General features: G+C 75.2%; 21 protein-coding genes and 2 pseudogenes. 10 read left to right on the forward strand and 13 right to left on the reverse strand.

Annotated features, from left to right (window positions below; translation table 11 throughout):
• The 3 genes and pseudogenes from lnt to fxsA form a co-directional block, all read left to right on the forward strand.
• The coding region (gene lnt, locus ACYVO2_RS35125) for an apolipoprotein N-acyltransferase (protein ID WP_461012169.1) at positions 1 to 1,570 on the forward strand (1,570 nt) is incomplete at its 5' end.
• Positions 1,567 to 2,322: pseudogene (locus ACYVO2_RS35130) on the forward strand (polyprenol monophosphomannose synthase); the annotation flags it as partial. The gene lnt and the pseudogene ACYVO2_RS35130, both read left to right, overlap by 4 nt.
• Positions 2,323 to 2,557: 235 nt before the next feature.
• Positions 2,558 to 3,073 (forward strand): FxsA family membrane protein, encoded by a 516-nt coding sequence (gene fxsA, locus ACYVO2_RS35135; protein ID WP_461012170.1) that lies wholly within the window; start codon positions 2,558 to 2,560, stop codon positions 3,071 to 3,073.
• 317 nt (positions 3,074 to 3,390) lie between these two features.
• Here fxsA and ACYVO2_RS35140 read toward each other — a convergent pair whose 3' ends face one another.
• From ACYVO2_RS35140 to yczE, 3 genes and pseudogenes are all read right to left on the reverse strand, one after another.
• Complete coding sequence (locus ACYVO2_RS35140) at positions 3,391 to 3,765, reverse strand: RNA polymerase-binding protein RbpA (RefSeq protein WP_461012171.1); 375 nt, start codon at positions 3,763 to 3,765, stop codon at positions 3,391 to 3,393.
• A 391-nt stretch (positions 3,766 to 4,156) separates the two neighbouring features.
• Positions 4,157 to 4,984, reverse strand: coding sequence for a glycerophosphodiester phosphodiesterase (locus ACYVO2_RS35145; RefSeq protein ID WP_461012172.1), 828 nt, complete (start codon positions 4,982 to 4,984; stop codon positions 4,157 to 4,159).
• Between the two features lie 924 nt (positions 4,985 to 5,908).
• A pseudogene (gene yczE, locus ACYVO2_RS35150) lies at positions 5,909 to 6,475 on the reverse strand (membrane protein YczE); the annotation flags it as partial.
• A 151-nt stretch (positions 6,476 to 6,626) separates the two neighbouring features.
• Between yczE and yczR the strand changes: the two are divergent.
• Positions 6,627 to 8,093 (forward strand): MocR-like transcription factor YczR, encoded by a 1,467-nt coding sequence (yczR, locus tag ACYVO2_RS35155; protein WP_461012173.1) that lies wholly within the window; start codon positions 6,627 to 6,629, stop codon positions 8,091 to 8,093.
• Positions 8,094 to 8,107: 14 nt separating this feature from the next.
• Here the strand turns inward: yczR and ACYVO2_RS35160 are convergent, their stop codons facing one another.
• The 3 genes from ACYVO2_RS35160 to ACYVO2_RS35170 form a co-directional block, all read right to left on the reverse strand.
• Positions 8,108 to 9,034, reverse strand: coding sequence for a class I SAM-dependent methyltransferase (locus tag ACYVO2_RS35160; RefSeq protein WP_461012174.1), 927 nt, complete (start codon positions 9,032 to 9,034; stop codon positions 8,108 to 8,110).
• 116 nt (positions 9,035 to 9,150) lie between these two features.
• On the reverse strand, positions 9,151 to 10,602 hold the full coding sequence (locus ACYVO2_RS35165) for a hypothetical protein (RefSeq protein ID WP_461012175.1): 1,452 nt from the start codon (positions 10,600 to 10,602) through the stop codon (positions 9,151 to 9,153).
• 43 nt (positions 10,603 to 10,645) lie between these two features.
• Positions 10,646 to 10,840, reverse strand: a complete 195-nt coding sequence (locus ACYVO2_RS35170) for a hypothetical protein (RefSeq protein ID WP_461012189.1) — start codon at positions 10,838 to 10,840, stop codon at positions 10,646 to 10,648.
• 445 nt (positions 10,841 to 11,285) lie between these two features.
• On the opposite strand from ACYVO2_RS35170, the gene ACYVO2_RS35175 reads away from it, so the two are divergent.
• The 3 genes from ACYVO2_RS35175 (at position 11,286) to ACYVO2_RS35185 (ending at position 13,354) form a co-directional block, all read left to right on the forward strand.
• Complete coding sequence (locus tag ACYVO2_RS35175) at positions 11,286 to 11,726, forward strand: ankyrin repeat domain-containing protein (protein WP_461012176.1); 441 nt, start codon at positions 11,286 to 11,288, stop codon at positions 11,724 to 11,726.
• Positions 11,727 to 11,835: 109 nt separating this feature from the next.
• Positions 11,836 to 12,306 (forward strand): GNAT family N-acetyltransferase, encoded by a 471-nt coding sequence (locus ACYVO2_RS35180; RefSeq protein ID WP_461012177.1) that lies wholly within the window; start codon positions 11,836 to 11,838, stop codon positions 12,304 to 12,306.
• Positions 12,307 to 12,349: 43 nt separating this feature from the next.
• Positions 12,350 to 13,354: a GNAT family N-acetyltransferase gene (locus tag ACYVO2_RS35185; RefSeq protein ID WP_461012178.1), complete on the forward strand. Its 1,005-nt coding sequence runs from the start codon at positions 12,350 to 12,352 to the stop codon at positions 13,352 to 13,354.
• Between the two features lie 16 nt (positions 13,355 to 13,370).
• Here the strand turns inward: ACYVO2_RS35185 and ACYVO2_RS35190 are convergent, their stop codons facing one another.
• The 7 genes from ACYVO2_RS35190 to ACYVO2_RS35220 form a co-directional block, all read right to left on the reverse strand.
• Positions 13,371 to 13,793 (reverse strand): nuclear transport factor 2 family protein, encoded by a 423-nt coding sequence (locus tag ACYVO2_RS35190; RefSeq protein ID WP_461012179.1) that lies wholly within the window; start codon positions 13,791 to 13,793, stop codon positions 13,371 to 13,373.
• 247 nt (positions 13,794 to 14,040) lie between these two features.
• Positions 14,041 to 16,035 (reverse strand): glycoside hydrolase family 9 protein, encoded by a 1,995-nt coding sequence (locus ACYVO2_RS35195; protein ID WP_461012180.1) that lies wholly within the window; start codon positions 16,033 to 16,035, stop codon positions 14,041 to 14,043.
• Positions 16,036 to 16,287: 252 nt separating this feature from the next.
• The gene (locus tag ACYVO2_RS35200) at positions 16,288 to 17,067 is read right to left on the reverse strand and encodes an ABC transporter ATP-binding protein (protein ID WP_461012181.1); all 780 of its coding nucleotides are present in this window, start codon (positions 17,065 to 17,067) and stop codon (positions 16,288 to 16,290) included.
• Positions 17,064 to 18,107, reverse strand: coding sequence for an ABC transporter ATP-binding protein (locus ACYVO2_RS35205; protein ID WP_461012182.1), 1,044 nt, complete (start codon positions 18,105 to 18,107; stop codon positions 17,064 to 17,066). Before ACYVO2_RS35205 ends, ACYVO2_RS35200 begins: the two co-directional genes overlap by 4 nt.
• Positions 18,104 to 19,048 carry an ABC transporter permease gene (locus ACYVO2_RS35210; protein WP_461012183.1) on the reverse strand — a complete coding sequence of 315 codons (945 nt, stop codon included), beginning with the start codon at positions 19,046 to 19,048 and terminating at the stop codon, positions 18,104 to 18,106. Before ACYVO2_RS35210 ends, ACYVO2_RS35205 begins: the two co-directional genes overlap by 4 nt.
• 4 nt (positions 19,049 to 19,052) lie before the next feature.
• On the reverse strand, positions 19,053 to 20,063 hold the full coding sequence (locus ACYVO2_RS35215) for an ABC transporter permease (protein ID WP_461012184.1): 1,011 nt from the start codon (positions 20,061 to 20,063) through the stop codon (positions 19,053 to 19,055).
• Positions 20,060 to 21,811: an ABC transporter substrate-binding protein gene (locus ACYVO2_RS35220; protein ID WP_461012185.1), complete on the reverse strand. Its 1,752-nt coding sequence runs from the start codon at positions 21,809 to 21,811 to the stop codon at positions 20,060 to 20,062. The genes ACYVO2_RS35215 and ACYVO2_RS35220 overlap by 4 nt, the downstream gene beginning before the upstream one ends.
• A gap of 164 nt (positions 21,812 to 21,975) precedes the next feature.
• On the opposite strand from ACYVO2_RS35220, the gene ACYVO2_RS35225 reads away from it, so the two are divergent.
• The 3 genes from ACYVO2_RS35225 to ACYVO2_RS35235 all read left to right on the forward strand — a co-directional run.
• Positions 21,976 to 22,986 carry a LacI family DNA-binding transcriptional regulator gene (locus ACYVO2_RS35225; RefSeq protein WP_461012186.1) on the forward strand — a complete coding sequence of 337 codons (1,011 nt, stop codon included), beginning with the start codon at positions 21,976 to 21,978 and terminating at the stop codon, positions 22,984 to 22,986.
• Positions 22,987 to 23,230: 244 nt separating this feature from the next.
• Complete coding sequence (locus ACYVO2_RS35230) at positions 23,231 to 24,409, forward strand: exonuclease SbcCD subunit D (RefSeq protein WP_461012187.1); 1,179 nt, start codon at positions 23,231 to 23,233, stop codon at positions 24,407 to 24,409.
• On the forward strand, positions 24,409 to 25,767 hold a 1,359-nt coding region (locus ACYVO2_RS35235; protein ID WP_461012188.1), incomplete at its 3' end, for an AAA family ATPase. The genes ACYVO2_RS35230 and ACYVO2_RS35235, both read left to right, overlap by 1 nt.

Consider the following 25,767-nt stretch of genomic DNA (forward strand, 5'->3'; position numbering starts at 1 on the left):
CGCCGCGGCGGCCGCCGCCCGCGCCCGGCGCCGCCGCCCGCTGGGGGCCGTGCGCGCGGCGGCCCCCGCCACCGCCGTGGCCGCCGTCAGCGGCCTGGCCCTGGCCGCCGCCTTCCCGCCCTACGACGTGTGGCCGCTGTCCCTGCTGGCCGTCGCCGCACTCGCGCTGCTCACCCGGGGCCGCACCGCGCGCCAGGGCGCCTGGCTCGGTTTCGCGTTCGCGCTGCCGTTCTTCTTCTGGCTGCTGATATGGCTGCGCGTCGTCGGCCTCGACGCCACGCTCGGCCTGTCCGTCATCGAGTCGATGTTCTTCGTCGTCCTCGGCGCGGGCCTCGCCGTCACCTGGCGGCTGCCGGGGGCGCCGCTGTGGGGCGCCTGCCTGTGGGTCGCCCAGGAGTGGGCGCGCGACCGGGTGCCGTTCGGCGGCTTCCCGTGGGGGCGGCTGGCGTTCGCCAACACCGCCACCCCCTTCACGCCCCTGGCGGCCATCGGCGGCGCCCCCCTGGTCACCTTCGCCGTCGCCCTCACCGGCTCCCTGCTGGCCTTCGCCGCGCTCGCCCTGCACCGCCGCGGCCGGCGCCCCGGCGTTCCCGCCGCCGCGGCCGCCGCCGGCGCCTGCGCCGTGCTGCTGTGCGGCTACGCCGTCCCGGTGCCCACCAAGGCCGACGACACGGTGGACATCGCCGTGGTGCAGGGCGACGTGCAAAAGCCCGGGATGGACTTCCTCGGCCGCCCGATGCTGATCCTCAACAACCACGTCAACGCCACCCTGGAGCTCGCCGAGGACGTCCGCGAGGGCCGCGAGCGCCGCCCCGACCTGGTGATCTGGCCGGAGAACTCCTCCGACCTCGACCCCTACCGCAACCCCGAGGCCCGCGCCCGCATCGAGGAGGCCGTCAAGGCCATCGGCGTGCCCGTCCTCGTCGGCGCCCTCGTCGACGGCCCGGACGACACCCATGTGCAGAACCAGGGCATCGTCTGGGACCCGCGGACCGGCCCGGGCGCCAGCTACACCAAGCAGCACCCGGTGCCGTTCGGCGAGTACGTGCCGTTCCGGGAGACGCTCACCAAGTTCATCTCCCGCCTGGAGCGCGTCCCCCGCGACTTCTGGCACGGCGAGGGCTCCGGCGTCCTCCAGGTCGGCCCCGCCCGCCTCGGCGACGTGATCTGCTTCGAGATCGCCTACGACGAGATCGTCCGCGACACCGTCAACAGCGGCGCCCGCGCCCTCGTCGTCCAGACCAACAACGCCACCTACGGCAGCACCGGCCAGCCCGAGCAGCAGCTCGCCATGTCCCGGCTGCGCGCCGTGGAGCACGGCCGCGCCGTGGTCACCGCCGCCACGAGCGGCATCACGGCCGTGGTCGCCCCCGACGGCACCGTGGAGCAGCGGGCCGAGGAGTTCACCCAGCAGGTGCTGACCGCACGACTCCCTCTGCGGGACGAAAAGACCGTCGCCGACCGCGTCGGCGCGATACCCGAGTGGACGATCAGTATCTTGGGTCTCCTCGCCTGGCTCGCGGTGACGGTTCGCGACCGGCGGCGTGACGGACAGAAGGGGCAAGCGTGAACGACGGCGGACAGCGGAGCCTGGGTGCACTCGGCGACGTACTGGTGATCATCCCCACGTACAACGAGGCCGACAACATCGAGGCGATCGTCACCCGCGTGCGCAAGGCGGTGCCCGACGTCCACGTCCTGGTCGCCGACGACAACAGCCCCGACGGCACCGGCAAGATCGCCGACGACCTGGCCGCGGACGACAAGCACGTGCACGTCCTGCACCGCCAGGGCAAGCAGGGGCTCGGCGCCGCCTATCTGGCCGGGTTCCGCTGGGGCATCGAGCACGGCTACGACGTGCTGTGCGAGATGGACGCCGACGGCTCCCACCAGCCGGAGGAGCTGCCCAGGCTGCTCACCGCGCTGCGCAACGCGGACCTGGTCATCGGCTCCCGGTGGATGCCGGGCGGGCGGGTGGTGAACTGGCCCAGGAACCGGGAGCTGCTCTCCCGGGGCGCCAGCACCTACTCCCGCCTGCTGCTCGGCGTGCCCACCAGGGACGTCACCGCCGGGTACCGGGCCTTCCGCAAGGAGGCCCTGCTCGGCCTCGGCATGGCGGACGTCGCCTCCCAGGGCTACTGCTTCCAGATCGACCTCACCCGGCGCGCGCTGGCCGCCGGGTACCGGGTGGTGGAGGTGCCCATCACCTTCGTCGAGCGCGAGCGCGGCGACAGCAAGATGAGCCGCGACATCATCGCCGAGGCCGTCTGGCGGGTCGCCGCCTGGGGCGCGCAGGACCGGGTGCGGAGGGTCCTGGGGCGCGGACGGGACGACACCGCCGCCCCCGGCGGGCGAGAGACGGCCGGGCCGGAGGCGCCGCAGCGGGGCGAGCGCGAGAGCGCGCCGCCCCGCGCGGAGACCAAGCCCGAGTCCCCCGGGAAGGGCGCCGGGCCCGCCGAGGCCGCCGAGAGCGACGGGCCCGGCCAGCAGCCCGAGGGCCCGCAGAACGCCGCGCACGGCAGCCGCCCCCGGGAGGGCGGGGGGCACAATTGAGGGCATGACGAGCCCTTCCGCGCCCCAGGCGCCGTACGCGCGCCCCCGGCGCTCCCGTGCCCGCACCGTCGCCCCGCTGGTGCTCGCCGCCTGGGTGGTGCTGGAGATATGGCTGCTCATGGTGGTGGCCGACGCCACCAGCGGCCTGCTGGTGCTCCTGCTGCTGCTCGCCGGCTTCGTCGTCGGCGGGGCCGCCGTGCGGCGGGCCGGCGCGCGTGCCTGGCGGAACCTCACCGAAGCCGTGCGCTCCGGGGCCACCACCGCCCCGGAGTCCTCGGGGGCGGCCCTGGCGATGCTCGGCGGCTTCCTGCTGATGCTGCCCGGCTTCGCCTCCGACGCGGTCGGGCTGCTCCTGCTGTTCCCGCCGACCCGCGCGCTGCTGAAGGGCCTGCTGCCGCGCGGCCTCACCGCGCACCGCGGCCCCGTGGGCACCGCCTACCAGCAGGCCCGCATCCACCGCCCCGACGGCAAGGTCGTCCAGGGAGAGGTCGTCGACCGCGACGACGAGGCGCAGGGCTGACCGGGCGCGGGTCCGGAGACGGCCCCGCGCGGCGCCCCCACGCACGAAGGGCGGCCACCGGCCGACGGCACACCGCCCCCGCCGGGTGAACGGCGGGGGAGTGGCCGGGCCGCGTGGCCGCCCTTCGTACGTGGGAGCGGGCCCGCGGGCACGCCAAGACCGCTGACCTGCCCGGAAGCGCTCCAGGCAGGCGGGCGTACCCGGGCCGCGGCGCAGGGGGGGTGGCGCCGCGGCCCGGGAGCTATGGGCCCGCCCGGGGGGCGGGCCGTGAGTGTTCCGGTGTCGTCGTGTTCCCGGCCGCTGCCGGGCCGGCCGGCTCAGGCCGACTTGCGGTTGTCGCGCGGATGCACCGCCAGGTTGATGCCGCCGGAGCGCAGGATGGCCAGCCGCTCGGCCAGCACCTCCTCGAGCTCCTCGCGAGTGCGCCGCTCCATCAGCATGTCCCAGTGCGTACGCGCCGGCTTGGTCTTCTTCTCCTCAGGCCCTTCACCGTCCACCAGCAGGGCCTCCGCGCCGCAGGCGCGGCACTCCCACTGCGGCGGTACTTCGGCCTCCACCGAGAACGGCATCTCGAAGCGATGGCCGTTCGCGCACGCGTACTCCACGGTCTGGCGGGGCGCCAGGTCGATACCGCGGTCGGTCTCGTAGCTGGTGGCCCCGAGTCGCGTGCCGCGGAGAGCTCGCTCACTCATGAATCGTGCCTCCCGGGCTTGTCGCCCACAGGACAGTCGTCACTGTCGTCGTCATCAGGTCAACGTCCGGTCGGCGGTGAAGATTCCCGAAACGGGACATGCGTCGTCCGTCGTGCCGCCCCTGTTGTACCCACCGTCGCCCGTTTTGTCACATCTGGCGCCTGATCTCACCCAATGTTTTCCGCCTTGATACGAGCAGTAACGGTTCCCTCGGCGGTCGGACGCGTACACTACCCGCCCGCACCCGCCACCCCCAATCCCTTTCCGTCCGGATCACCTGTCCTACGCATGCCCAGGTGGGACCACCACACACACCTGCCTGTATGTTCGAATCGGTGCCCGCGAGCGCGTCGCCACCGGCCCAGTGTGGTGCCCCGGCGCCGGATGCGGCTCAAGGCGCGCCGCGAGTCCCGCGGGGTGGGTCCGGCCAGGCCCCCCGCTCGGTGAGCACCGCCCGCAGCCCCTCCACGTTGTCGGTGATCAGGCCGTCCACGCCGAGGTCGAGGAGCCGCCTCATCCGCGCCGGGTCGTTCACCGTCCACACGTGGACCTGGAGGCCCCTGGTGTGCGCCGCCCGCAGGAACGCCCGGTCCACCAGGCGCACCCCCGAGGAGTGCTCGGGCACCTGCGCGCACACCGCCCCCCGGCGCAGGGCCGAGCCGAGCAGCCGGTCCAGCGGCACCCGGCCGGCCAGCGAGCGCAGCCGCAGCGCGAGCACCCCGCGCGGGCCCAGCGAGGTCGCCAGGCGGGGCCCGCACAGCCCCCGCACCGCGGCGATCCTCGCCTCGGAGAACGACCCCACGCACACCCGCTCCCACGCGCCGGTGCGCCGCAGCGCCTCCACCAGCGGGGCGACCGCCTCCGGCGCCTTCACGTCGATGTTGATCCGCGCCTCGGGGAAGGCGTCGATGACCTCCTCGATGCGCGGCACCGGCTCCGAGCCGCCGATCCTTGCCCGGCGCACCTCGCTCCAGGGCAGTTCGCGGATGGCGCCGGCCCGGTCGGTGACCCGGTCCAGCGTCGGGTCGTGGAAGGCGACCGGCACGCCGTCGCTGGTGGCGTGCACGTCGGTCTCCAGGTAGCGGTACCCGAGGCGCACCGCGTTGGCGAACGCGGCCAGGGAGTTCTCCCTGCCGTCCGCGGCCCCTCCACGGTGGGCGAACGCGAGGGGGAGCGGGTGGTCGAGGAAGGGGTGGCGGGGGAGGGGTGGGCTGGTCACATGGCGAGTATGGCGCGGGGGCGCGCCTGTGAGGGGAGCGGATGACGAAGGGGGGATAGATAACAGGCCTGAGCCGCAGGAGGCAGGCCGCACAGCCCGTACCGACCGCCCCCTCCTCGGAGGGCGAAGCTCCAAGGGAGGGGGTGAGGGGTGGAATGGGGTGAGTACGCGGGAGAGGCGAAGGATCGGGGTCGGGCTTGGGATTGGAATTGGGATTGGGATTGGGGGGAGGCAGGAAGGAGCGGCACCGGGTTCTGCTCCTGCTCCTCCCCCCACCGGGCGCCCCCCGCGGCCACGTCCCTCGCCGTGCCCCGGCGCCGGTCCGCGACCGCGGCTGCGGCCGCTACGCGGGGTCCATGCCCACCGCGCCCACCGCGCCCACCGCGGCCGCTACGCGGGGTCCGCGCCCACCGCCCCCACCGCGCTTACCGCGGCCGCCGGGCCCGCGGGTTCGGCCTGGGCGGGGCCGGGGATCGCGTCCTCCTCCGGAGCCGTGGCCCCGACCCGGCCGGGGGCCCGCCCCGGCGTCGAGGCCGCACCCGCCTCGGGACTCCGCCCCGGAGCCGCCCCCGAACCAACACCTCCGCCCCTACCCGAAGCCGCACCCGCCCCCGAGCCGGAAACCGCGCTCCCGCCCGCTCGCGGTGCCGCACCACCGTCCCGCTCCGAACCCGCGCCGGCCTCCGGCCCCGGAGCCACCACGCCGTCCACTCCTCCGGTCGACCCGCTCTCCGGGACCACCACCCCGTCCGCTTCTCCGGCCGGGCCGCCCCCCGGGACCACCACCCCGTCCGCTTCTCCGGTCGAGCCGCCCCCCGGGACCACCACCCCGTCCACTCCTCCGGTCGAGCCGCCCCCCGAAGCCACCACGCCGTCCGCATCCGGTCCCGAGCCGTCCCCGGGGGTCGTCCTCCGTGCCCCTCCGAAGAGTTTCAGGAAGTACTGCGCCAGCGGGCCGATGGTCAGGGCGTACAGCACCGTACCGACGCCGACGCTGCCGCCGAGGAGGTAGCCGGCGGTCAGGACGGTGAGCTCTATGCCGGTGCGGACCAGCCGCAGGGAGCGGCCGGTGCGGCGGTGCAGCCCGGTCATCAGGCCGTCCCTGGCGCCGGGACCGAAGTCCGCGCCGATGTACAGGCCGATCGCCACCCCGTTGAGGACCACCGCCAGCGCCAGCAGCGGGATCCGCACGGCCAGGCGCTCCGGCTCCGGCGTCAGGTGCAGGGTGGCGTCCATGACGGCCCCGATGACGAGGATGTTGGAGACGGTGCCCAGGCCGGGGCGCTGCCGCAGCGGGATCCACAGCAGCAGCACCGCGGCCCCGACCAGCGTCATCACCACGCCGATGGACAGGCCGGTCCGCTCGGCGAGCCCCTGGTGGAACACGTCCCAGGGGTCGAGGCCGAGCGCGGCGCGCACCTGGAGGGCGACGCTGACGCCGTAGAGGACCAGGCCCGCGTAGAGCTGGATGAGCCGTCGGGTGAGCGACACGACCGTTCCTTTCCGTTCCTCCCGGGCCGGTGTGGTCTCGACGCTGGGTCTGACGCGGCGAGGGCCTGCCGGGATTGGACTGCGTGTGTCACTCTGTGGCCATGCGCAGGGTGAGATCGATGGCCAATCGAAGGAAAGTGGACTGATTTCCATGGCGGAGTGGACTTCTTCGATCGGGGCCGCCCGGCTCGCCCGGCTTCTGGAGGGGCGGCCCGCGGGCGGTGGGCCCGCCTACCGGGAGCTGGCGGACGCGGTGCGGCTGCTGGTGCTGGAGGGGCGGCTCCCGGTGGGCGCGCGGCTGCCCGCGGAGCGGGAGCTGGCCATGGCGCTGGGGGTCAGCCGCACCACCGTGGCGGCGGCCCTGCGGGAGCTGCGGTCCGCCGGGTTCCTGGCGTCCCGGCGGGGCTCGGGAAGCTGGACGGCGCTGCCGCCGGGGCGGGCGGTGCCGACGGCGGGGCTGCGCCCGGTGCCCGCCGACGAGGGCGACGTGATCGACCTGGGGGCCGCGATGCCGCTGGCGCCGGAGCCGTGGCTGTCGCGGGCGATGGGCGAGGCGGTGGCCGGGGTGGGCGCCTTCACCGGCACGCACGGCTACTACCAGGCGGGGGTGCCCGCGCTGCGGGAGGCGCTCGCGGCCCGGTTCACCGCGCGCGGGGTGCCGACGATGCCGGAGCAGATCCTGGTGACGGGCGGCGGGGCGATGTCGGCGCTGCGGCTGCTGTTCGGGGTGCTCGCCGGCCCGGCGGACCGGGTGGCGGTGGAGGCGCCGAGCTACGCCAACGCGCTGGTGATGCTGGAGCGCGCGGGTGCGCGGCGGGTGCCGGTGGGCGTCGGCGCCGACGGCTGGGACATGGCGGGCTGGCGGCGGGTGCTGCGGGACGCGGTGCCGCGGCTGGCGTATGTGATCCCGGACTTCCACAACCCGACCGGTGTGCTGGTGGGCGAGGACCAGCGCCGGGAGCTGGTGGAGCGGGCGCGGGCGAGCGGCACGGTGCTGGTGGTGGACGAGACCATGGCGGACCTGGCGCTGGAGGGCGGCGCCGAGATGCCGCGCCCGACGGCGGCGTTCGACCGGGGCGGCGGCACCGTGGTCACGGTGGGCTCCGCGGGCAAGGTCTTCTGGAGCGGGCTGCGCATCGGGTGGCTGCGGGCGGCCCCGGCGCTGGTGCGGCGGCTCGCGGAGGAGCGCACCTATGTGGACCTGGGCACCCCGGTGCTGGAGCAACTGGTGGTGCTGCGGCTGCTGACCGAGCACCTGGAGCCGGTGGTGGCGGCGCAGCGGGAGCGGGCGCGGGCGGGCCGGGACGCGCTGGTGGCGGCGCTGCGGCGGACGCTGCCCGAGTGGGAGTTCACGGTGCCGCGGGGCGGGCTCGCGCTGTGGGTGCGGGCGGGCGGCCTGTCGGGGCCGCGGCTCGCGGCGGCGGGGGAGCGGGTGGGGGTGCGGATCGCGTCGGGGCCGCGGTTCGGGGTGGACGGGGCGTTCGAGTCGTATCTGCGGCTGCCGTTCACGGTGGGGGAGGCGGTGGCCGACGAGGCGGTGCGGCGGCTCGCGGCGGCGGCGCGGCTGGTGGGGGCGGGCGCCGCCGCCGAGGCGGCCGGGGAGCCGTTCGTGGCCTGAGGGGCGGGGCGGCGTCAGTCGGCGCGGGCGGTGTGGACGGTGTTGGCGACGAGCAGGAAGGCGTCGGGGCGGCGCAGCACACCGGTGGGGGCGTCCCGGTCCAGCAGGGCGTCCAGCGTGTCGAGGTCCTCGGGGTCGAGCCGCTCCCCGGCCATGTCGCGGATGCGGGTGAGCCGGGAGTGCAGGTGCTCCCGGGCCGCCACGGGCAGCGGCGCGGGCAGGTCGGTGAGGAAGCTGCGGCTGCCGGTGGGGGTGAGCCCGGCGGCGGTGAGCAGGGCCGGCCAGTCCTCCGCGACGCGGACGTGGCCGGGCAGGCCGGTGCGCATGTCGTCGAACCAGGCGGCGACGGCGGCGTCGAGGCGCTCGGCGAAGCCGGGGCGGCCGGTGCCCGGGTCGCGGGGCAGGAAGCGGATGGGCGTGCCGCCCTCCTGGACGGCGAGGACGCCGCCGGGCCGCAGCGCGCGGCCGAGGGCGGCGAGGACGGCCTGCTGGTCGCCGACGTGGTGCACCACCCTGGCCGCCCAGACCAGGTCGGCCGGCTCGGCTCCGGCGAGTCCTTCGGGCAGGTCGGCGGCGAGGGTGGTGACGCGGTCGGCGACGCCGTCGCCCTCGGCGCGGACGCGGACCCGCTCCAGCAACTGGGTGCTGCGGTCGGCGGCGGTCACCCGGGCGTGCGGGAAGGCGCGGGCGAGGACGCATGTCATCACGCCGGGGCCACTGCCCACGTCGAGGATGCGGGCGGGCTGCCCGGGCAGCAGTCCGCCCAGCCAGGCGGCGGTGCCGCCGAGGGCCGGCAGGTGGAGCTCGCCTTCGCGTTCGAGCTCGTCGGCGAGGATGGCCCAGTCGATGTCCCAGGCGTGGTCGTGGGCGTGCTCGTGGGTGTGGGTGTGGGTGTGGTCGTGGCTGTGGGCGGCGTGCGGGGCGTGCTGGTGTGCGGCCATGGGGCGGCTCCGGTGTCCGTGGGTCCGCGTCGCGCGGCCCGGTGGGCGGTCTGCGCGGAGCCTGCCGCGCCGGATGCCGTTTCGCCTACTTCCGTTGCCGGATCGGCAACACGGGGTCAGCCCGTGGGGCGCGCCGGGTGGGCCGGGGCCTCGATGCGGGGGGTGGCCAGCAGGGCGAGGACGGCGGCGCGGGCCGCGGGGTGCGCCTCCTCGTCGTGCGGGTCGGGGGCGGGCGGCACCTGGAGTCGGCAGGGGTCGGCGGTGCCGAGCCTGGCGTAGCCGCGGCCGGGCGGCGGGGCGGGCACGGGGCTGGTGGCGGGCGGGGCGCCGAGCACGTCGTGGACCTGGCGGGGGGTGAGGGCGCCGAGGGCGACGCGGGCGCGGGTGTGGGCGGTGAGGGCCGGGGTCAGCTCGGCCACGGCGTCCAGGGTGTCGGCCGCGGCGACGGTGACGCCTGCGGCGCGGCCGTGGCGCAGCGGGGTGTGCAGCAGGGCCTGCGGGTCGGGGCGGCCTTCCGCGGCGGCGGCCTGGCTGAGAGCGGTGGGGCGGTCCACGACGATCCACAGGGGGCGGCGGGCGTCGGCGGGGACGGGGTGGCCGCGGGCGCGGGCCCGGCCGACGGCGGCCAGGCGGCGCTCGGTCTCGTGGGCGGCCCACTCCAGGGCGGCGAGCGACCCGGCGGGGCCGCTCTCCAGGGCGAGCAGGCCGGGGTGGCCGCTGAGGAAGGCGTACTCCCCGCCGCCCGCGCCGTCCACGACCAGCAGGTCGCCGCGGTGCAGGGCCTGGAGGGCGAGGCAGCGCAGCAGGGTGGTGGTGCCGCTGCCGGGCCGGCCGAGGGCGAGCAGGTGCGGCTCGGTGGAGCGGGGGCCGGTGCGCCAGATGAGCGGGGGGATGTGGCGGATGTGGCCGTCCAGGGTGCGGGCGGGGGTGGTGCGGCGGGTGGCGAGGGTGTCGGTGACGCCGAGCACGATCTCGGCGGGGGCGGTGGCGAAGCGCTGGGCGGCGACGTCGGCGGGCAGCGGGGGCAGCGCGGTGAGCAGCAGCTCGCCGGCCTGCTCCGCCCAGCAGTAGTGGTACTCGCGGTCCCGGCCGGCCTTGGCGGCCAGCACCGCCTCCACTCCGGCGCGGGCGGCGGGCGCCTGGTCGGGGAAGTAGGCGGGGTAGCGCAGGCGCAGGTGGAGCAGGCGGTGCCCGTCGTCGAACCGGTGGTCGGTGAAGGCGTGCCGCCAGTCGCCGCCGTGGCCGTAGAGGGGGTCGGGGTCGCGGGGGTCGGCGAAGCAGGGCACCAGCGCGTCGTACAGGGCGCGCAGCCTGGTGTCGGCGGCCGCGTCGTGGCCGGGCCGCGGGGGGCGGCGTCCGGACCAGGCGGTGCCGGTGAGCCAGGCGGCCAGCAGCAGGGCGGCGGCCGGCGGCGGCAGGGTGGCGGCCAGGGCGGCGGCGGCCGCGGCGGCGACCAGGGCCGAGCCGCGGCGCTCGCTCGGGGTGCGGACCCACCAGGCGCGCAGCCAGCGGAACTGGCGGAGCAGGCCGCGGTGGAGGGCGGGGAAGGGGCCGCGGGGGAGCTGCACGGTTGCGGCTTCCTCCTTGGACGTGGCGGGGTGCCGGGCGCGGTCAGGGCTGGAGGCCGCCGAGGAACCCGGCGAGGGTGGCGCCTCCGGCCCTGATGCCCGGGGCGATGGCGGTGCCGGCGAGGTAGAAGCCGAAGAGGGTGCAGACCAGCGCGTGGGAGACCTTCAGGCCGTCCTTGCGGAAGAAGAGGAACACGATGACGCCGAGGAGTACGACGCCCGAGATGGACAGGACCATGGGGTTGCTCCAGTGGAGGGTGCGGGTCACAGGAGGTTGTTCCATGTTCACAGAAAGTAATAATGGATGAAAGGTGCAAATGGGTGACTTCGGGCCTCCCGGCGGGTGAGCGGCGGGCTGCCCGGGGCGGCCCGGGACCCGGCGGTGCGGCGGGCGGTGCGACGGGCGGTGCGGGGGAGCGGTGCCGTCGCCCGGCGGCACCGCGGAGGCGCCGCCGTGCCTGGTGATCCTGGTCGAGGCGGACCGCGGGCGCGCCGCATCCGCGCGGGGCGCGCGAGCGGTTTCACCCGTCCGGACGCGTGCGCCCGGGTGGCGGGACGGCCCTGCGGGCACGGCGGCGGCGGACCGGGGCCCCGCCCCTGGGTAGGTGCCCTGCGGGACACTTGTCCTCGACCGGAAGCGGCGGAGCCGGACCCGACGACCGTGGAAGCGGAGCTGACACACCATGAGCGAGACGCACCCCCACCAGCCGGGCCGGGACGGCGGCCGGGACCAGGAGCACGCGCACGACCCCGAGGTGCTGCAACTGGCCGCCACGGCGTTCGACCTGGCGCGGCAGGGCAGCACCGACACCCTCAGCGCCTATGTGGACGCCGGCGTTCCGGCGAACCTCACCAACGACCGCGGCGACACCCTGGTGATGCTGGCCGCCTACCACGGGCACGCGGAGACGGTCGCGGCGCTGCTGGCCCGCGGCGCCGACCCCGACCGGCCCAACGACCGCGGGCAGACGCCGATCGCCGGGGCGGTGTTCAAGGGCGAGCCCGAGGTGGTGCGCGCCCTGCTGGCCGGCGGCGCCGACCCGCGCGCCGGGCAGCCGTCCGCGGTGGACACCGCCCGCATGTTCGGCAAGGCGGAGCTGCTGGAGCTGTTCGGCGAGGCGTGACCGGGGCACGTGACCGCTGGGGTGTGACCGGCCGGGCGCGAATCGGCGCGGGGCGGCGGAGGGACCGCCCGCGGCGTTCGCCCCGACCGCCCGTTTGTACGATGTGCCGGTGAACATCGACGTGGTGCGCTACGACCACCCCGACGCCGCGAAACTGACGGCGCAGGTGCAGCAGGAGTACGTGGCCCGGTACGGCGACGGAGACATCACCCCGATGGACGCGACGCACTTCGACCCGCCCCACGGGGTGTTCCTCGTCGGCTACGCGGACGGCTCCCCGGTGGCCTGCGGGGGCTGGCGCGCCCAGGACGCCTCGCCCGAGGGCTTCCTCGACGGCGACGCGGAGCTCAAGCGCATGTACGTCGCCCCGGACATGCGGGGGCGCGGCTACGCCCGGCGCATCCTGACCGACCTGGAGGAGCGGGCGCGCGGCGCGGGCCGCACCCGGATGGTGCTGGAGACCGGCGACAAGCAGCCCGAGGCGATCGCGCTGTACCGCTCGGTGGGCTATGTGGAGATCACCAAGTTCGGGGTGTACCGGCACGAGCCGGGCAGCCTGTGCCTGGGCAAGGCCCTGTAGGGGATTGCCGCCGCGCGCACCGGGCCGTTAGCGTCCTTCGACCATGACATGGGAGTTGGCGCCGCTGGCGGACGAGCGGGTGCCCGAAGCCGCGGAACTGCTGGCCCACTGGCACGCGAAGGCCCGCAGATCGCTGCCGCATCTGTCGGGTGGCGGCTTCCCCGCGGCGGCCGACCTGCTCCGGGCGCGGCTCGCCGAGAGCGGGTGCGTGGCCGCGGTGGTCTCCCGGCGCTCCGCCGTGACCGGGTTCCTGGCCGCGGCGCCGCTCGCCGTCGCACCCGAGGGGCCGCAGGCGCTGCGGGTGCCGCCGGTCGCCGCCCGGGTGGGCCTGGGCGGCTTCGCCGTCGCGGGCGGGCAGGAGGCGGAGGCGCTGCGCGAGCTGTACGTTCCGGTGGCCGCCCGCCTGGTGGCCCGCGGCCGGCTGGCGCACTTCGTGGACATGCCCGCCGACGACACCGTGGCCCTGGCGTGGTTCCGGCTCGGGTTCGGCCTGGACCGGGTCCGCGGCCTGATGCCGATCAAGGCGCGGGGCCGTCAGCCGCGCGAGGTGGGGGGCCTGGCCATCCGCCGGGCCGGCTCCGGCGACGCGGAGCTGATCGGCCGGATGGCGGTGGCCTCCGCCCGCTGCGACGAGCGGTCCGCGGTGTTCGCGCCCCAGCCCGAGGCGGCCCTGGACGGGTTGCGCCGCCACCGCGCGAAGGCGCTGGCCGAAGCGCGGGGCGCCGCGTGGCTCGCGGTGCGGCGCGGCGAGGACGTCGGCATGGTGGTGCTGGCGCCCGCGGAGGCGGGTCCCGTGGTGCCGGAGGGCACGGTGGAGGTCGCCGAGGCGTTCGTGGAGCCCGCGGCCCGCGGCGAGGGCGTCAGCAGGGTGCTGCTGGCCACCGCGCTGGCGTGGGCGTACGACAACGGCTATCGCTTCGCGACCGCCGCGTGGTGGACGGGTTCGCGCCTGTCCGCCCCGCACTGGCCGGCGGTGGGCTTCCGCCCGGTGGCGTACCGCCTCTCCCGTCTCCTCGACCCCCGGCTGACGGCGGCGGCCGGGGACTGAGGGCCCCGAGGGGCCGTCAGCTCTCCCGGATCCACAGCAGCGTGTTCGTGTGGTGGGTGAACCGCCAGCCGGCGTCGGTGCGCCGCGCGGTGAAGCGGGAGCGCAGCCCGGCGGTGCGGTGGGGCGGCCGGCCGGGGTGGAAGAAGTACGTGAGGGCGTTGGCGGTGACCAGGGCCTCGTCCGGCCCGTCCGGCCCGAGTTCGACCAGCACATCGGTGGTGATGTGCTGGGTCTTGCCGTCCTCGGGGTCGGCGGCGTCGATGAGGGCGCGGAACTCCTCGATGCCGCGCAGCGTGCCGCGTGGGCTGTGCCCGACGGCGTCCTCGGTGTAGATGGCGGCCAGGCCGCCGGTGTCGAGGTCGTCGAGCAGATGGCTGAGCCGGGAGACCAGGCCGGTGAGTTCCTGCCGGTCGAGGGCGGGGTTGGCCGGGGAGTGCATCGCTCCGCCGCCTTTCGTTGGTCGCGTCAATGTTGGCGCGAGCAACGATAACGGAGTTCGTGGGTGCCGCCAACAGATCTTCGGCCCGGAACCGGCGGGCGCGCGGCCACCCCGGCGGGTGCGCGGCGACCGGGCACGCGGCGACCGGGCCCGGCGGGGGCCGGACCCGAGGGCCGGACCCGGAGGGCCGCGGCCCGCCCACCGGCCGGTGAGCGGACCGCGGCCCCCGCCGGGCCCGGCGGCCGGATCAGCGCCCGGCGTGCGCCGCCGCGCCGGAGGCGGGGGGCTCCTGCCCCCACACCCGGGTGGCGCCGTCGTACAGGGGGATGTTGGGGCGGTTGGCGAGGGTGCTGGTCAGGCCCTGGTACGACCAGTCGTTCGTGGGATCCCACGCCCCGGAGCTGGAGATGCGGAACTGCATCTCCTTGCGGTGGGCCGACTGCCCGCCCGGGTAGATCTTGGTGTTGGCGCAGGACACCGTCACGTAGTACACGCTGCCGCCGGCGTGCGTCGGGCCGGTGGGCGCCGAGCACTGGTTGTACGGCGAGGACAGCGAGATCTGGCTGGGCGACACCCCCGGCTCCAGGGTGAAGTAGTAGCGCAGCGAGCCCTGGCTGATCGTCCGGGCGGGCCAGCCGGAGACGTTGGTGTAGTACGCCTTCACCTCGGTGAAGCCGTTGCCGGTGGCGTTGGTGGACGCCTGGAGGTACACCTCGGGCCCGTCCGGCTGCTCGGGCGCCGGGAAGCCGGCCAGGGGGGTGCCGCCGTACTCCTGGTACAGGCGGGCCAGCGCACTGGTGAAGCCCGCGTTGTAGTCGGTGGCCACCTCGTTCATCACATAGTCCTGGCGGTCGTCGGTGTAGGCGTCGTCGTTGCTCTTCGGGCCGCCCACCAGGGCCCCGTACAGGACGTGCCGCTGCTGCGCCGGGGTGGTGATCTGGTCCGTCCACGAGCCGTGCGAGGTGCGGTGGTGCGGCTTGGTGGGCGCGTTGGCGCCGAAGCCGACGACGTAGCTGGACCGGCGCGGGTTGTCGCCGAGCGCGTAGTCGATCTGGCGCTTGGCGAAGTCGTGGTAGCGCTGCTTGCGCACCGGGTCGGTGATCCGGTCGGAGTGGACCAGGGCCGCGAAGGCGGTGTTGGACGCGTAGCGCAGGGAGCCCCAACTGTCCAGCACGGCCTGCCCGCCGGGCGAGTACCGCACCCGCTGCCCGTTCACCCCGACGGTCCACCAGTCCAGCCAGCGGTTGGCGTCGTCGAGGTAGGTCTGCTTGCCGGTCAGCGCGGCCAGCAGCACATAGGCGCCATAGGACTTGTCGTCCCAGGCGATCGTCCACTTGTAGGACTTGGTGCTCGTCTGCGGCTCGGTGCTCAGGTTGGCGTAGTACGACTCGGCCTTGGCCAGGTAGGCGCTGTCGCCCGTGGCCCGGTACAGCCACAGCGCGCCCCACACCAGCTCGTCGTTGTACCCGCTCCAGGAGTTGTAGAAGGACGCCGCGTCACCGATGCAGCTCGAGTACTTGCCGCGGTAGGTGTCGGCGAAGGTGTACAACTGCCGCGCGTGGGTGAGCAGGGTGGCCGCGTAGGACGGGTCGGAGTCGCGGAACACCATCGAGGAGGCGGCCATGGCCGCCGCCGTCTCGCCCGCCAGGTCCGAGCCCGGGCAGGACGCGGTGATCCGGTACGACGGCCGCGCCATCTGCATCACCTCGGCCGGGCCCCACCAGGCGTGGTCCGGGCCGCCGGTGCCGACCTGCCCGTACAGGACGTTCGGCTGCGGGTGCGCCTTGATGAAGTAGTCGTTCACCCACTTGAGGCTGGAGCGCAGATGGGGAAGCTGGCCGGACGACGCGTAGGCGCCGGGGTACTCCACCGCGCCCCAGGCCAGCATCGTGGCGGTGAACGCCATCGGGAAGCCGAACTTGACGTGGTCGCCCGCGTCGTACCAGCCGCCGGTCAGGTCCAGGCCGACGTCCTTGCCGTCGTTCAGGCCCGAGTCGCCGCGCCAGTTGACCCGGAAGCCGTCGGGCAGGTCGCCGGAGCGCTGGGCGTCGTAGAAGAACAGGGACTTCTGGAGCGCCTCCGCGTAGTTGAACGTGGCGGTGGGCGCGGCCGCGGCACCGGAGGGGCCGCCGGAGGAGGCGTGGGCGGGGGCCGCCATCAGGCACAGCGCGCACAGGACGAGCGCGAGCACGGCGGCGAGGCCACCGGGCGGGGCGGAGGGACGGCTCGGTCTGCGGGGCATGGGTGCTCCCTTCCGGCAGCGACTGTGCTGCTCTGCTCGGGCGAGGCGGTGCTCGCGGGCGGGAGCGGGGCGGCAGTCCTTGGGAGCGCTCCCACGGCGGTATGCCCATCGTGATCCCGCCCCGGAAACGGTGTCAATGACCGTGCGCGACGCCGCGGTTCCCGCGCCCGCGCCGCCGCGCCGCCCCCCATGGCGGGCGGCGCGGCGGCCGCGGCGTGCCCCGCGCACCCGGCGGGGCACGCCGCGGAACCCTCACCCGTGCAGCCGCGGCACGTCCGCCAGGAGCTGCCGGGTGTACGGGTCGCGCGGAGCGAAGATCACCTCCTCCGCCGGCCCGTCCTCCACCACACGGCCCCGGCTCATCACCAGCACCCGGTCGCCGACGTAGGCGGCCTGCCCGATGTCGTGGGTGATGAACAGCACCGTCATGCCCGTCGCGTCTCGCAGGTCCGTCAGGACGTTGAGGATGGTGGCCCGCAGCGACGCGTCGAGCATGGACGTGGCCTCGTCGGCGACCAGCAGCCGGGGCCGCAGCATCAGCGCGCGGGCGATCATCACCCGCTGCCGCTGGCCGCCGGACAGCTCGTGCGGGTGGCGGCCGAGCACGTCCCCGGCCCGCAGCCCCACCTGCTCCAGCGCCTGAGCCATCAGCTTCTCCGGGTCGCCGGCGCGCCGCTCCGCCAGCCGCAGCGACCGGCCGAGCAGCCGCCGGACGGTGAAGAACTGGTTGAAGGCGCTGAACGGGTCCTGGAACACCGCCTGCGCCTGCCGCCAGTACTCCTTCAGCCCGTCCCCGCGCAGCGCGGTCACGTCCCGCCCCGCCAGCTCGACCGTGCCCGAGGTGGGTTCGAGCAGCCGCAGCACCAGGCGGGCCAGGGTGGACTTGCCGCTGCCGCTCTCCCCGACGACGGTGGCGACCTCGCCCTGGCGCAGGGTGAACGACACGCCGTCCACGGCCCGCACCGCGTCCTCGCCGTGCCCGAACACCCTGGTCAGCCCCTCGACCCGCAGCAGCGGGCCGCCGGGGCTCACAGGTGCTCCCCGACGGGCCGCCCCGGGTGGTCGGCCGTCCACCAGCAGGCGGAGAAGCCCCCGGTCCCGTCGGCCGCCTCGGGCGGCTCCGCGGTGGCGCACCGGTCGTCGGCCAGCGAGCACCGCGGGTGGAAGCGGCACCCGGGCGGCGGCGCGGCCAGGTCGGGCGGCGCGCCCTCGATGCCGTGGATGCGGCGCCCGCGGATGCCGGGTTCCGGCACCAGCACCGAGGCCAGCAGCGCCCCGGTGTAGGGGTGGCGGGCGGCGTCCACGATCCGCCGGGTGGGCCCGGTCTCCACGATCCGCCCCGCGTACATCACCGCGATGCGGTCGGCGACGGTGCTCAGCACCGGCAGGTCGTGGGTGACCAGGACGATCCCGCCGACCAGGCGGCGCTCGACCAGTTCCCGCAGCAGCCCGACCAGGACGCGCTGGGTGGACACGTCCAGCGCCGAGGTGGGCTCGTCGGCGATGAGCAGGCGCGGCCCCAGCAGTGTGGACAGCACGGTGACCACGCGCTGCTTCATGCCGCCGGAGAGCTGGTGCGGATAGGAGGCCAGCACCCGCCGGGGCAGGCCGAGCTGCTCCAGGCGCTCGGCGGCGCGGTCCAGGGCCTGCTTCCGCTTCACCCGCGGCTCGTGGGCGCGGATGACGTCCACCGCGAAGTCGCCGACGCGCAGCGTGGGGGACAGGGAGTTCAGGGCGCCCTGCGGCAGCAGGGAGACCACGGTGCCGCGCCAGGAGCGCGGGGGCCGCTTGCGCGGGTGCAGGCTCAGGTGCTCCCCGGCGACCTCCAGTTCGCCGCCGAGGACGTGCAGCGGCGGGCGGGCGGTCAGGGACAGCACGGCGGCGAGGGTGGACTTGCCGCAGCCGGACTCCCCCGCGATGCCGAGGACCTCGCCCTCGCGCAGGGTCAGCGACACGCCGTCGACGGCGTGGACGTCCCGCCCGGACGGGCCCGCGTAGACGGCGCGCAGGTCGCGGGCGGCGAGCAGGACGTCGGTGCCGAGGCGCACCGGGGGCGGTGGGTGCACGGTCACGTGAGCTCCTTCGCCGAGGGGGAGGCGGGCGGCGGGGTCTCCGGGGAGGTGCCGGGGGCGGTGGGCGCCGCGGTGGCCAGGGCGGCCGGGCCGCGCCGGCGGCGGCCCCGGGCGGAGCCGCGCCGCAGCCGCGGGTTGAACACCTCGTCCAGGCTGGACTGGAGCATCAGCAGGGTGAACGCGACCAGGGTGAGCAGCAGCGTGGGCGGGACGAACGCCCACCACGCGCCGGTCCTGACCGACTCCCAGGCCAGCGCCCAGTGCAGCATGGTGCCGAGCGACACCTGGTCGCTGGGGCCGAGGCCGAGCATGGACAGGGCCGCCTCGTTGAGGATGGCGCTGGAGACCTGGAGGACGAACGCCATGCAGATGTAGGACAGCATGTAGGGCACCACGTCCAGCAGGATGATCCCGGTGCGGCTCGCCCCGGACAGGCGCGCGACGTCCAGGTGCTCGCGGGTGCGGACGCTGCTGGCCTGGGCGCGCACGGCGCGGGCGGTCCACGTCCAGCTCGTGGCGGCGATGACCACGGACAGGGCGAGCCCCGAGCGGGAGTCCAGCGCCACGGACAGCAGGATCAGCACCACGATGGAGGGGATGGCCAGGATGATGTTGGTCAGCCCCATCAGGCCCTCCTCGACGGTGCCGCCGAGGTAGCCGGCGGTGGTGCCCACGGCCGCGCCGACGAGGGTGGCGACGACGCCGGCGACCAGGCCGATGAACAGGGAGGTGCGGGTGCCGTGCATGAGGTTGGCCAGGACGTCGTGGCCGAGGTTGTCGGTGCCCAGCCAGGCGTCGCCGGACGGCTCGTCGTACAGGCCGCCGACCACGTCGCCCGGCTCGGTGCCGTAGAGGACCGGGCCGAGCAGACCGAACAGCAGCACGGCCGTGAACAGGCCGGCGCAGACCCAGAACCGGGTGGTGAACCGGGTAAGTCCCATCGGGTCACCGCTCCCCTCGGGCGGCCGCGCGGATGCGCGGGTCGATGACGCCGTAGACGGCCTCCACGAGGAAGTTCGCCAGCAGCACGGCGACGGTGATGATCAGGGTGATGCCGGAGATCACGGCGTAGTCGTTCTGGCTGATCGCGGTGAACAGCAGCGTCCCGATGCCGGGGTAGGAGAAGACGATCTCGGTGATCAGGGCGCCGCCGACCAGGGTGCCGATGGACAGGGCGAGCCCGGTGACCTGCGGCAGCATCGCGTTGCGGAAGATGTACCGCACCACCGTGCGGTCCCTCAGGCCCAGCCCCCGGCTGTAGTTGACGTAGTCGGAGTTCAGCTCGTACACGGCCATGGACCGCATGCCGACCGCCTGCCCGCCGATGAACACCACCACCAGCGACAGGAACGGCAGCCAGTAGTGCTCCAGCGCGTCGGTGAAGAACGTCCAGGTGTACGCGGGGTCGAGCCCGAAGGAGTACCCGCCGCCCGGCGGCAGCACGGGCACCGCCACCGCCAGCAGGTACAGCAGCAGGATCGCCAGGCAGTAGTAGGGCAGGCTGGACAGGAACAGGGAGGTGGTGAACGCGCCCCGGTCGAACCAGCCGCCGCGGTAGGCGGCCACCGCGCCCAGGGCGTTGCCGAGCAGCCAGCCGACCACGATCGCGGGCAGTTGCAGCGCGACCGTCCACGGCAGCGCGTCCTCGATGAGGCCGCGCACCTCGGCCGGGTAGGAGGAGAACGACACCCCGAGGTCGCCGGTGGCCAGGTTCTTCAGGTAGACGAGGAACTGCTCCCACATCGGCTCGTCGAGCCCGAACTCGTCGACGTACTCGGCGTGGACGCGGGCCATCTGGTCGGCGTCGGCCGCCCCGCCCCGGCCGATGCTCGCCACCAGGGTGTCCACCGGGTTGCCCGGGATGAGGCGGGGCAGCAGGAAGTTGAGGAAGACCGCCGCGAACAGCGCGCCCAGGTACCAGGCGGCCTTGCGCAGCAGGTACCGGCGCAGGGTCATGCCCCGGCCGCCTTGATCTTGTACAGCCACTCGTCGCCGGCGCCGCGCCACATCGGCGGCGCGTAGGGATTGGCGGCGTCGGGGAAGTTCTTCCACACGCTCTCGTTGAACTCGAAGAAGTCCAGCGGCCGGTACATCAGCGGGATCATCGGCGCGTGCTCCATGAAGATCCGGTCCAGCCTGCCGTACAGCTCCTTGGCCTTCGCCTCGTCGTCGGAGACGCGGGCGACCCGGTCGAGCAGGTCGGCGGCCTCGGGGTGGGAGAAGCGGCCGTAGTTGTAGTAGGCGGGGCTGCCGGGCTCGGAGACGCCGCGCATGTCGAGCACGTCGCGGAAGCGCTGCCAGGGCGCGGCGGGCGAGGTGCCGGAGACGTACCACACGGCGACCTCGAAGGTGCCGTTCTGCACGGCGGTGGTGACCTGGGGCGCCTGGGGAAACGTTGTCTTCAGCTCGATGCCGACCTTTTTCGCGCTGTCGGCGACCGAGCGCAGCGCCGTCTGCCAGTCGGACCAGCCGGTGGGGCACTGCGCGCCGAACGACAGGCGGGTGCCGTCGGGCAGCCGGTACACGCCGTCGCCGCCCTTGGTGGCCTTCAGCTCCTCCTCCAGGATGCGGCGGGCCTCGTCCGGGTCGTGGCGCCAGCCGTGCTCGGCGACGGCGGCCCCGTCGAAGTACTTCTCCTCCGACCCGGCGGGGATGACCACGCTGGACCTGACCGGCTCGGAGTAGCGGGACATGGCGGTCTCGGCGATGTGCGCGTAGTCGATGCTGAACGCCAGCGCGCGGCGGACCCTGGGGTCGTCCAGGCCCTTCTTGGTGGTGTTGAGCACCAGCATCGGGATGCTGCCCGGGATGTGGTACGGCGGTTCCTCGTGCCAGGTGCCGACGGGTTTGTTCTTGCTCTCCCACATCTTCCAGATCTGCGGGGTGAAGCTCTGCATCACGTCCACCTCGCCGCGCTCGAACGCCAGGTCGGCGGAGGCGTTGTCCTTGAAGATGGGGTGGATGACGGTCTTCGGGGCGGGCAGCCCGCCGCGTGCCGACTTCCCCCAGTAGGCGTCGTGCCGCTCCAGCACCACCCGCTGCGCGTTGTAGCTCTTGATCCGGTACGGGCCGGAGCCGACGGGGTTCCGGTTCGGGTACTCCAGCAGGCGCTCGTTCTCCCGCTCGATGCGTTCCCACAGGTGGCGGGGGAGGATGTACACGCTCGCGATGTGGTGCTTGACGATCGCCGGGTTGAGGTTGTCCGGGTCCAGCGCGAAGGCGACCGTGTCCGCGCCGGGGGCGGTGACGTCCGTCAGGTGGTCCCAGACGTTGGAGTACCACAGGTCCTCGTGCCGCTTGGCGAGCTGGTAGGTGAACACCACGTCCTGCGCCGTGACCGGCTTCCCGTCGTGCCAGGCGGCGCCGCTGTGGAGGGTGACGGTGATCGTGGTCTCGTCGGGGGTGGCCAGGCCCGTCGCCAGGCCGGGCAGCAGGGCGCCGTCGAGCTGGTCGAAGCGCAGCAGGCTCTCGTAGACGATCGGCATCTGGTTGGCCGCGATGGGCCACCCGGCCGTGGGGCTGAGCGGGTTGTGGTTGGGCGGGGTGCCCCACTGCCAGCCGCCGACGTACAGGGTCTCGCGGCGCTGTCCCGAGGACTCGCCGCCGGAGCAGGCGGTGAGGGCGCCGGCGGAGGCGAGGGTGCCGAGGGCGAGGAACCCCCGGCGGGACAGGCCGGGCGGGAGTGAGGGGTTGTGTCCGGTCATGGGTGCGTGCACCTCCTGAACGGGTTAAGTTCGCTGGATAGTGGCAGAGGCGCGCACGCCCGTAAATAGCTGGGACACGACTCGGCCACCGTGATCTGCCTGGGCGATCGGCGGCAGGGGCACTAAGCTGCACCGGTACAGCAAGCCCAGGGACGAGGGGGCCCGTGAAGCGTCCGACCATCGCCGACATCGCCCGCACCGCGAACGTGTCCAAAGGCGCGGTGTCCTACGCGCTCAACGGCAAGCCCGGGGTGTCGGAGAACACCCGGCGGCGCATCCTGGACGTCGCCGCCCAGCTCGGCTGGCAGCCCAGCAGCGCCGCCCGCGCCCTGTCCGACGGGCGCAGCGGCGCCGTCGGCCTGGTGGTGGACCGCCCGGCCAGGGTGCTCAGCATCGAACCGTTCTTCATGGACCTGATCTCCGGCATGGAGCAGCGCCTGGCCGAGAGCTCCGCCGCGCTGCTGCTGAAGGTCACCGCCGACCAGGCGGCCGAGCTCGCGGCGTACCGCAGGTGGTGGGCCGAGCGCCGGGTGGACGGCGTGATCCTGCTCGACGTGCGCACCGAGGACCCGCGCCTGGCCCTGGTGCGGGAGCTCGGCCTGCCCACGGTGGTGATCGGCCGGCCCGACCCGGCGGAGGGCCTGCCCTGTGTGTGGGTGGACGACGCGGCGGCGATGCGCGAGGTGGTGGAGTATCTGGCGGCGCTCGGCCACCGGCGGATCACGCACGTGGCGGGGCCCGGCATGTATGTGCACACCCAGGAGCGCGCGGCGGCCTTCGCGCAGACCGCCGCCCGCCTGGGCCTGGAGCGGGCCCGCACGCTGCACACCGACTACGGCGGCGAGGCCGGGGCGCGGGCCACCCGGCAGTTGCTCGCGGACCCGGCGCCGCCGACGGCGATCATCTACGACAACGACGTGATGGCGGTGGCCGCGCTGGGCGTGGCGCAGGAGATGGGCGTGAGCGTGCCCGAGCGGCTGTCGCTGGTGGCGTGGGACGACTCGGCGCTGTGCCAACTGGTGCACCCGGCGCTGACCGCGGTGCGCAGGAACGTCGTCGAGCACGGCTCGTGCGCGGTGGCGTCGCTGCTGAGGGTGGTGTCGGGCGAGCCGGTCGGGGACGTGCGGGCGAGCGGCCCGGTCCTGGTGCCCCGGCGCAGCACGGCCCCGCTGTGACGCGCCGGGGAGCGGGCCCCCGCCCCCGTCCCCGCGGCGGGTGAGGGCCGCGGTTCGCGTCGCCCGCGCCGCGCCCCCGGCACCCGAGTCGAAAGCAGGTTCGAAAAGCGGGACCCGTGACGCGCGGGGGACGTTCGGACGTTAGTGTGATGACGGCTGACAGCCGGACGCCGCGCCAGCGCCGCGGCTCCGGGGCGGGGACTTGTGGCGGGGGAGAGATGCGCATGCGGTTCGGAGCGGCGCCTTGAGGCTGCTGCACACCTCGGACTGGCACCTGGGCCGCACCTTCCACGGAGAGAGCCTGCTGGACGCGCAGCGGGTGTTCCTCGACCACCTGGTGGAGGTGGTGCGCGCGCACGGCGTCGAGGCGGTGCTGGTCGCCGGGGACGTCTACGACCGCGCGCTGCCCTCCCTCGACGCCGTCGCCCTGTTCGACGACGCGCTGCACCGGCTCGCCGCCCTCGGCGTGCCCACCGTGCTCATCTCCGGCAACCACGACAGCGCCCGCCGCCTCGGCGTGGGCGCCGGGCTGATCGACCGCGCCGGGATACACCTGCGCACCGACCCGGAGGGCGCCGGGGTGCCCGTGCTGCTGTCCGACGAGCACGGCCCCGTCGCCTGCTACGGCCTGCCCTATCTGGAGCCGTCCCTGGTGCGGGCCAGGTTCGGGGTGCGCAGGTCCTCGCACGCCGCCGTGCTGGGCGCGGCCATGGACCGGGTCCGCGCCGACCTCGCCGCCCGCCCCGGCACCCGCTCGGTGGTGCTCGCGCACGCGTTCGTCGTCGGCGGCCGGGGCTGCGACAGCGAACGCGACATCACCGTCGGCGGGATCCAGCACGTGCCCGCCTCGGTGTTCGACGGCGTGGACTACGTCGCGCTCGGCCACCTGCACGGCGCGCAGACCCTCACCCCCCGGCTGCGCTACTCCGGCTCCCCCCTGGCCTACAGCTTCTCCGAGGCCGCGCACCGCAAGAGCGTGTGGCTGGTCGACCTGGCCGCCGACGGCGAGGTCACCGCCGAGCGGATCGACTGCCCGGTGCCGCGCCCGCTGGCCCGGCTGCGCGGACGCCTCGAGGACCTGCTCGCCGACCCCGCCCTGGACCGCCACGAGCAGGCGTGGGTGCACGCCACCCTCACCGACCCCGAGCGCCCCGCCGACCCCATGGAGCGGCTGCGCCGCCGCTTCCCGCACACCCTGCAACTGGCCTTCGAACCCGAGCTCGACGGGCCGCGGGCGCGGGAGGAGTCCTACAGCTCCCGGCTGAAGGGCCGTGACGACGTGCAGATCGGCGTGGACTTCGTGGCGCACGTGCGCGGGCGCGCCGCCGACGAGGCGGAACGGGCCCTGATCGGCGAGGCCTTCGACGCGGTGCGGGTCGGCGCCCTGGAGGAGGCGGCGGGCGCCGGGGAGGCGGTCGGCTGATGCGGCTGCACCGGCTGTCCCTGAGCGCCTTCGGGCCCTTCGCCGGCCGGGAGGAGGTCGACTTCGACGCCCTGTCGGACGGCGGCCTGTTCCTGCTGCACGGCGCCACCGGCGCGGGCAAGACCTCCGTGCTGGACGCGGTGTGCTTCGCCCTGTACGGGGATGTGCCCGGCGAGCGGAAGAAGGACCACCTGCGCAGCCACCACGCCCGCCCGGACACGCCGACCGAGGTGGTGCTGGACTTCACCGTGCGCGGACGGCGCCTGGAGGTCACCCGGGGCCCGGCCTACGAGGTGCGGCGGAACGGCCGCGGGACCACCGTCCGCGCCAGGACCCTGCTGCGGGAGTGGAAGGCCGGCGCCACCCCGGAGTGGACGGACCTCAGCGTCTCCCACCGCGAGATCGGCGAGGAACTGCTCCAGTTGCTCGGCGGCATGAGCCGGGAGCAGTTCTGCCAGGTGGTGCTGCTGCCGCAGGGCGACTTCGCGAAGTTCCTGCGCGCCGACGCCAAGGACCGCGCCGCGCTGCTCGGCAGGCTGTTCGACACCGGCCGGTTCTCCCGGGTCGAGCGGTGGCTCGCGGACCGGCGGCTGGCCGGCGAGAAGGCCGCCCGCAAGGCCGTGGACGAGGCCCTGGGCACCCTGCACCGGCTGCACCAGGCCGCGGGCAGCGCCGAGCGGCCCCCGTCCGCGGACACCGCCGCCTCCTGGCCCGGCCTGGTGGAGTCCGCGCTGGCCACCGCCGCCCAACTGCGCGTCGACGCCCGCGAACGCGCCGACCACGCCCGCCTGGCCCTGGCCGCCGCCGAGGAGCGCCACCGGCGGGCGGGCGAGGCCGTGGAGGCCGCCCGCCTGCTGGCCGACCGCAGGCACCGGCACCGCCGCGCCCTGGACCGCGCCGCCGAGCTGCGGGCGGCGGCGGAGCGGGCCGCCGCCCTGGCGGAGCGGCTCGACCGGGCGGGGCGGGCCGCCGAGGTGCTCCCGCTGTGGGCGCTCGCCCAGGACGCCGCGGACGAGTACCGCGCCGCCGCGGAGCGCGAGGCCAAGGCGCGCGCCGCCCTCGGCGGGGACGGCACCGGGGCCGGCGAGGCCGAGCTGGCCCGCGCCGAGGCGGAGCTGCGGCAGGAGCTGGTGCGGCTGGAGGGCGCGGCGGAGGCCGAGCGCGAGCACTCGCGGGCGGCCGGGGAGCGCGAGAAGCTGCGGCGGGAGTGCGAGCAGGCCGACGCCGCCCGCGACGACGCCGCCCGCTGGCTCGACGGCTGGCCCGCCGTGCACCGGGCGGCCGCGGCCCGGCTCCGCGACGCCGAGGCCGCCGCCACCGCGGCCGCCGCGCTCGCCGAGGGGGCCGCCGCTCCCCCG

It is taken from the genome of Streptomyces capparidis (assembly GCF_054782095.1).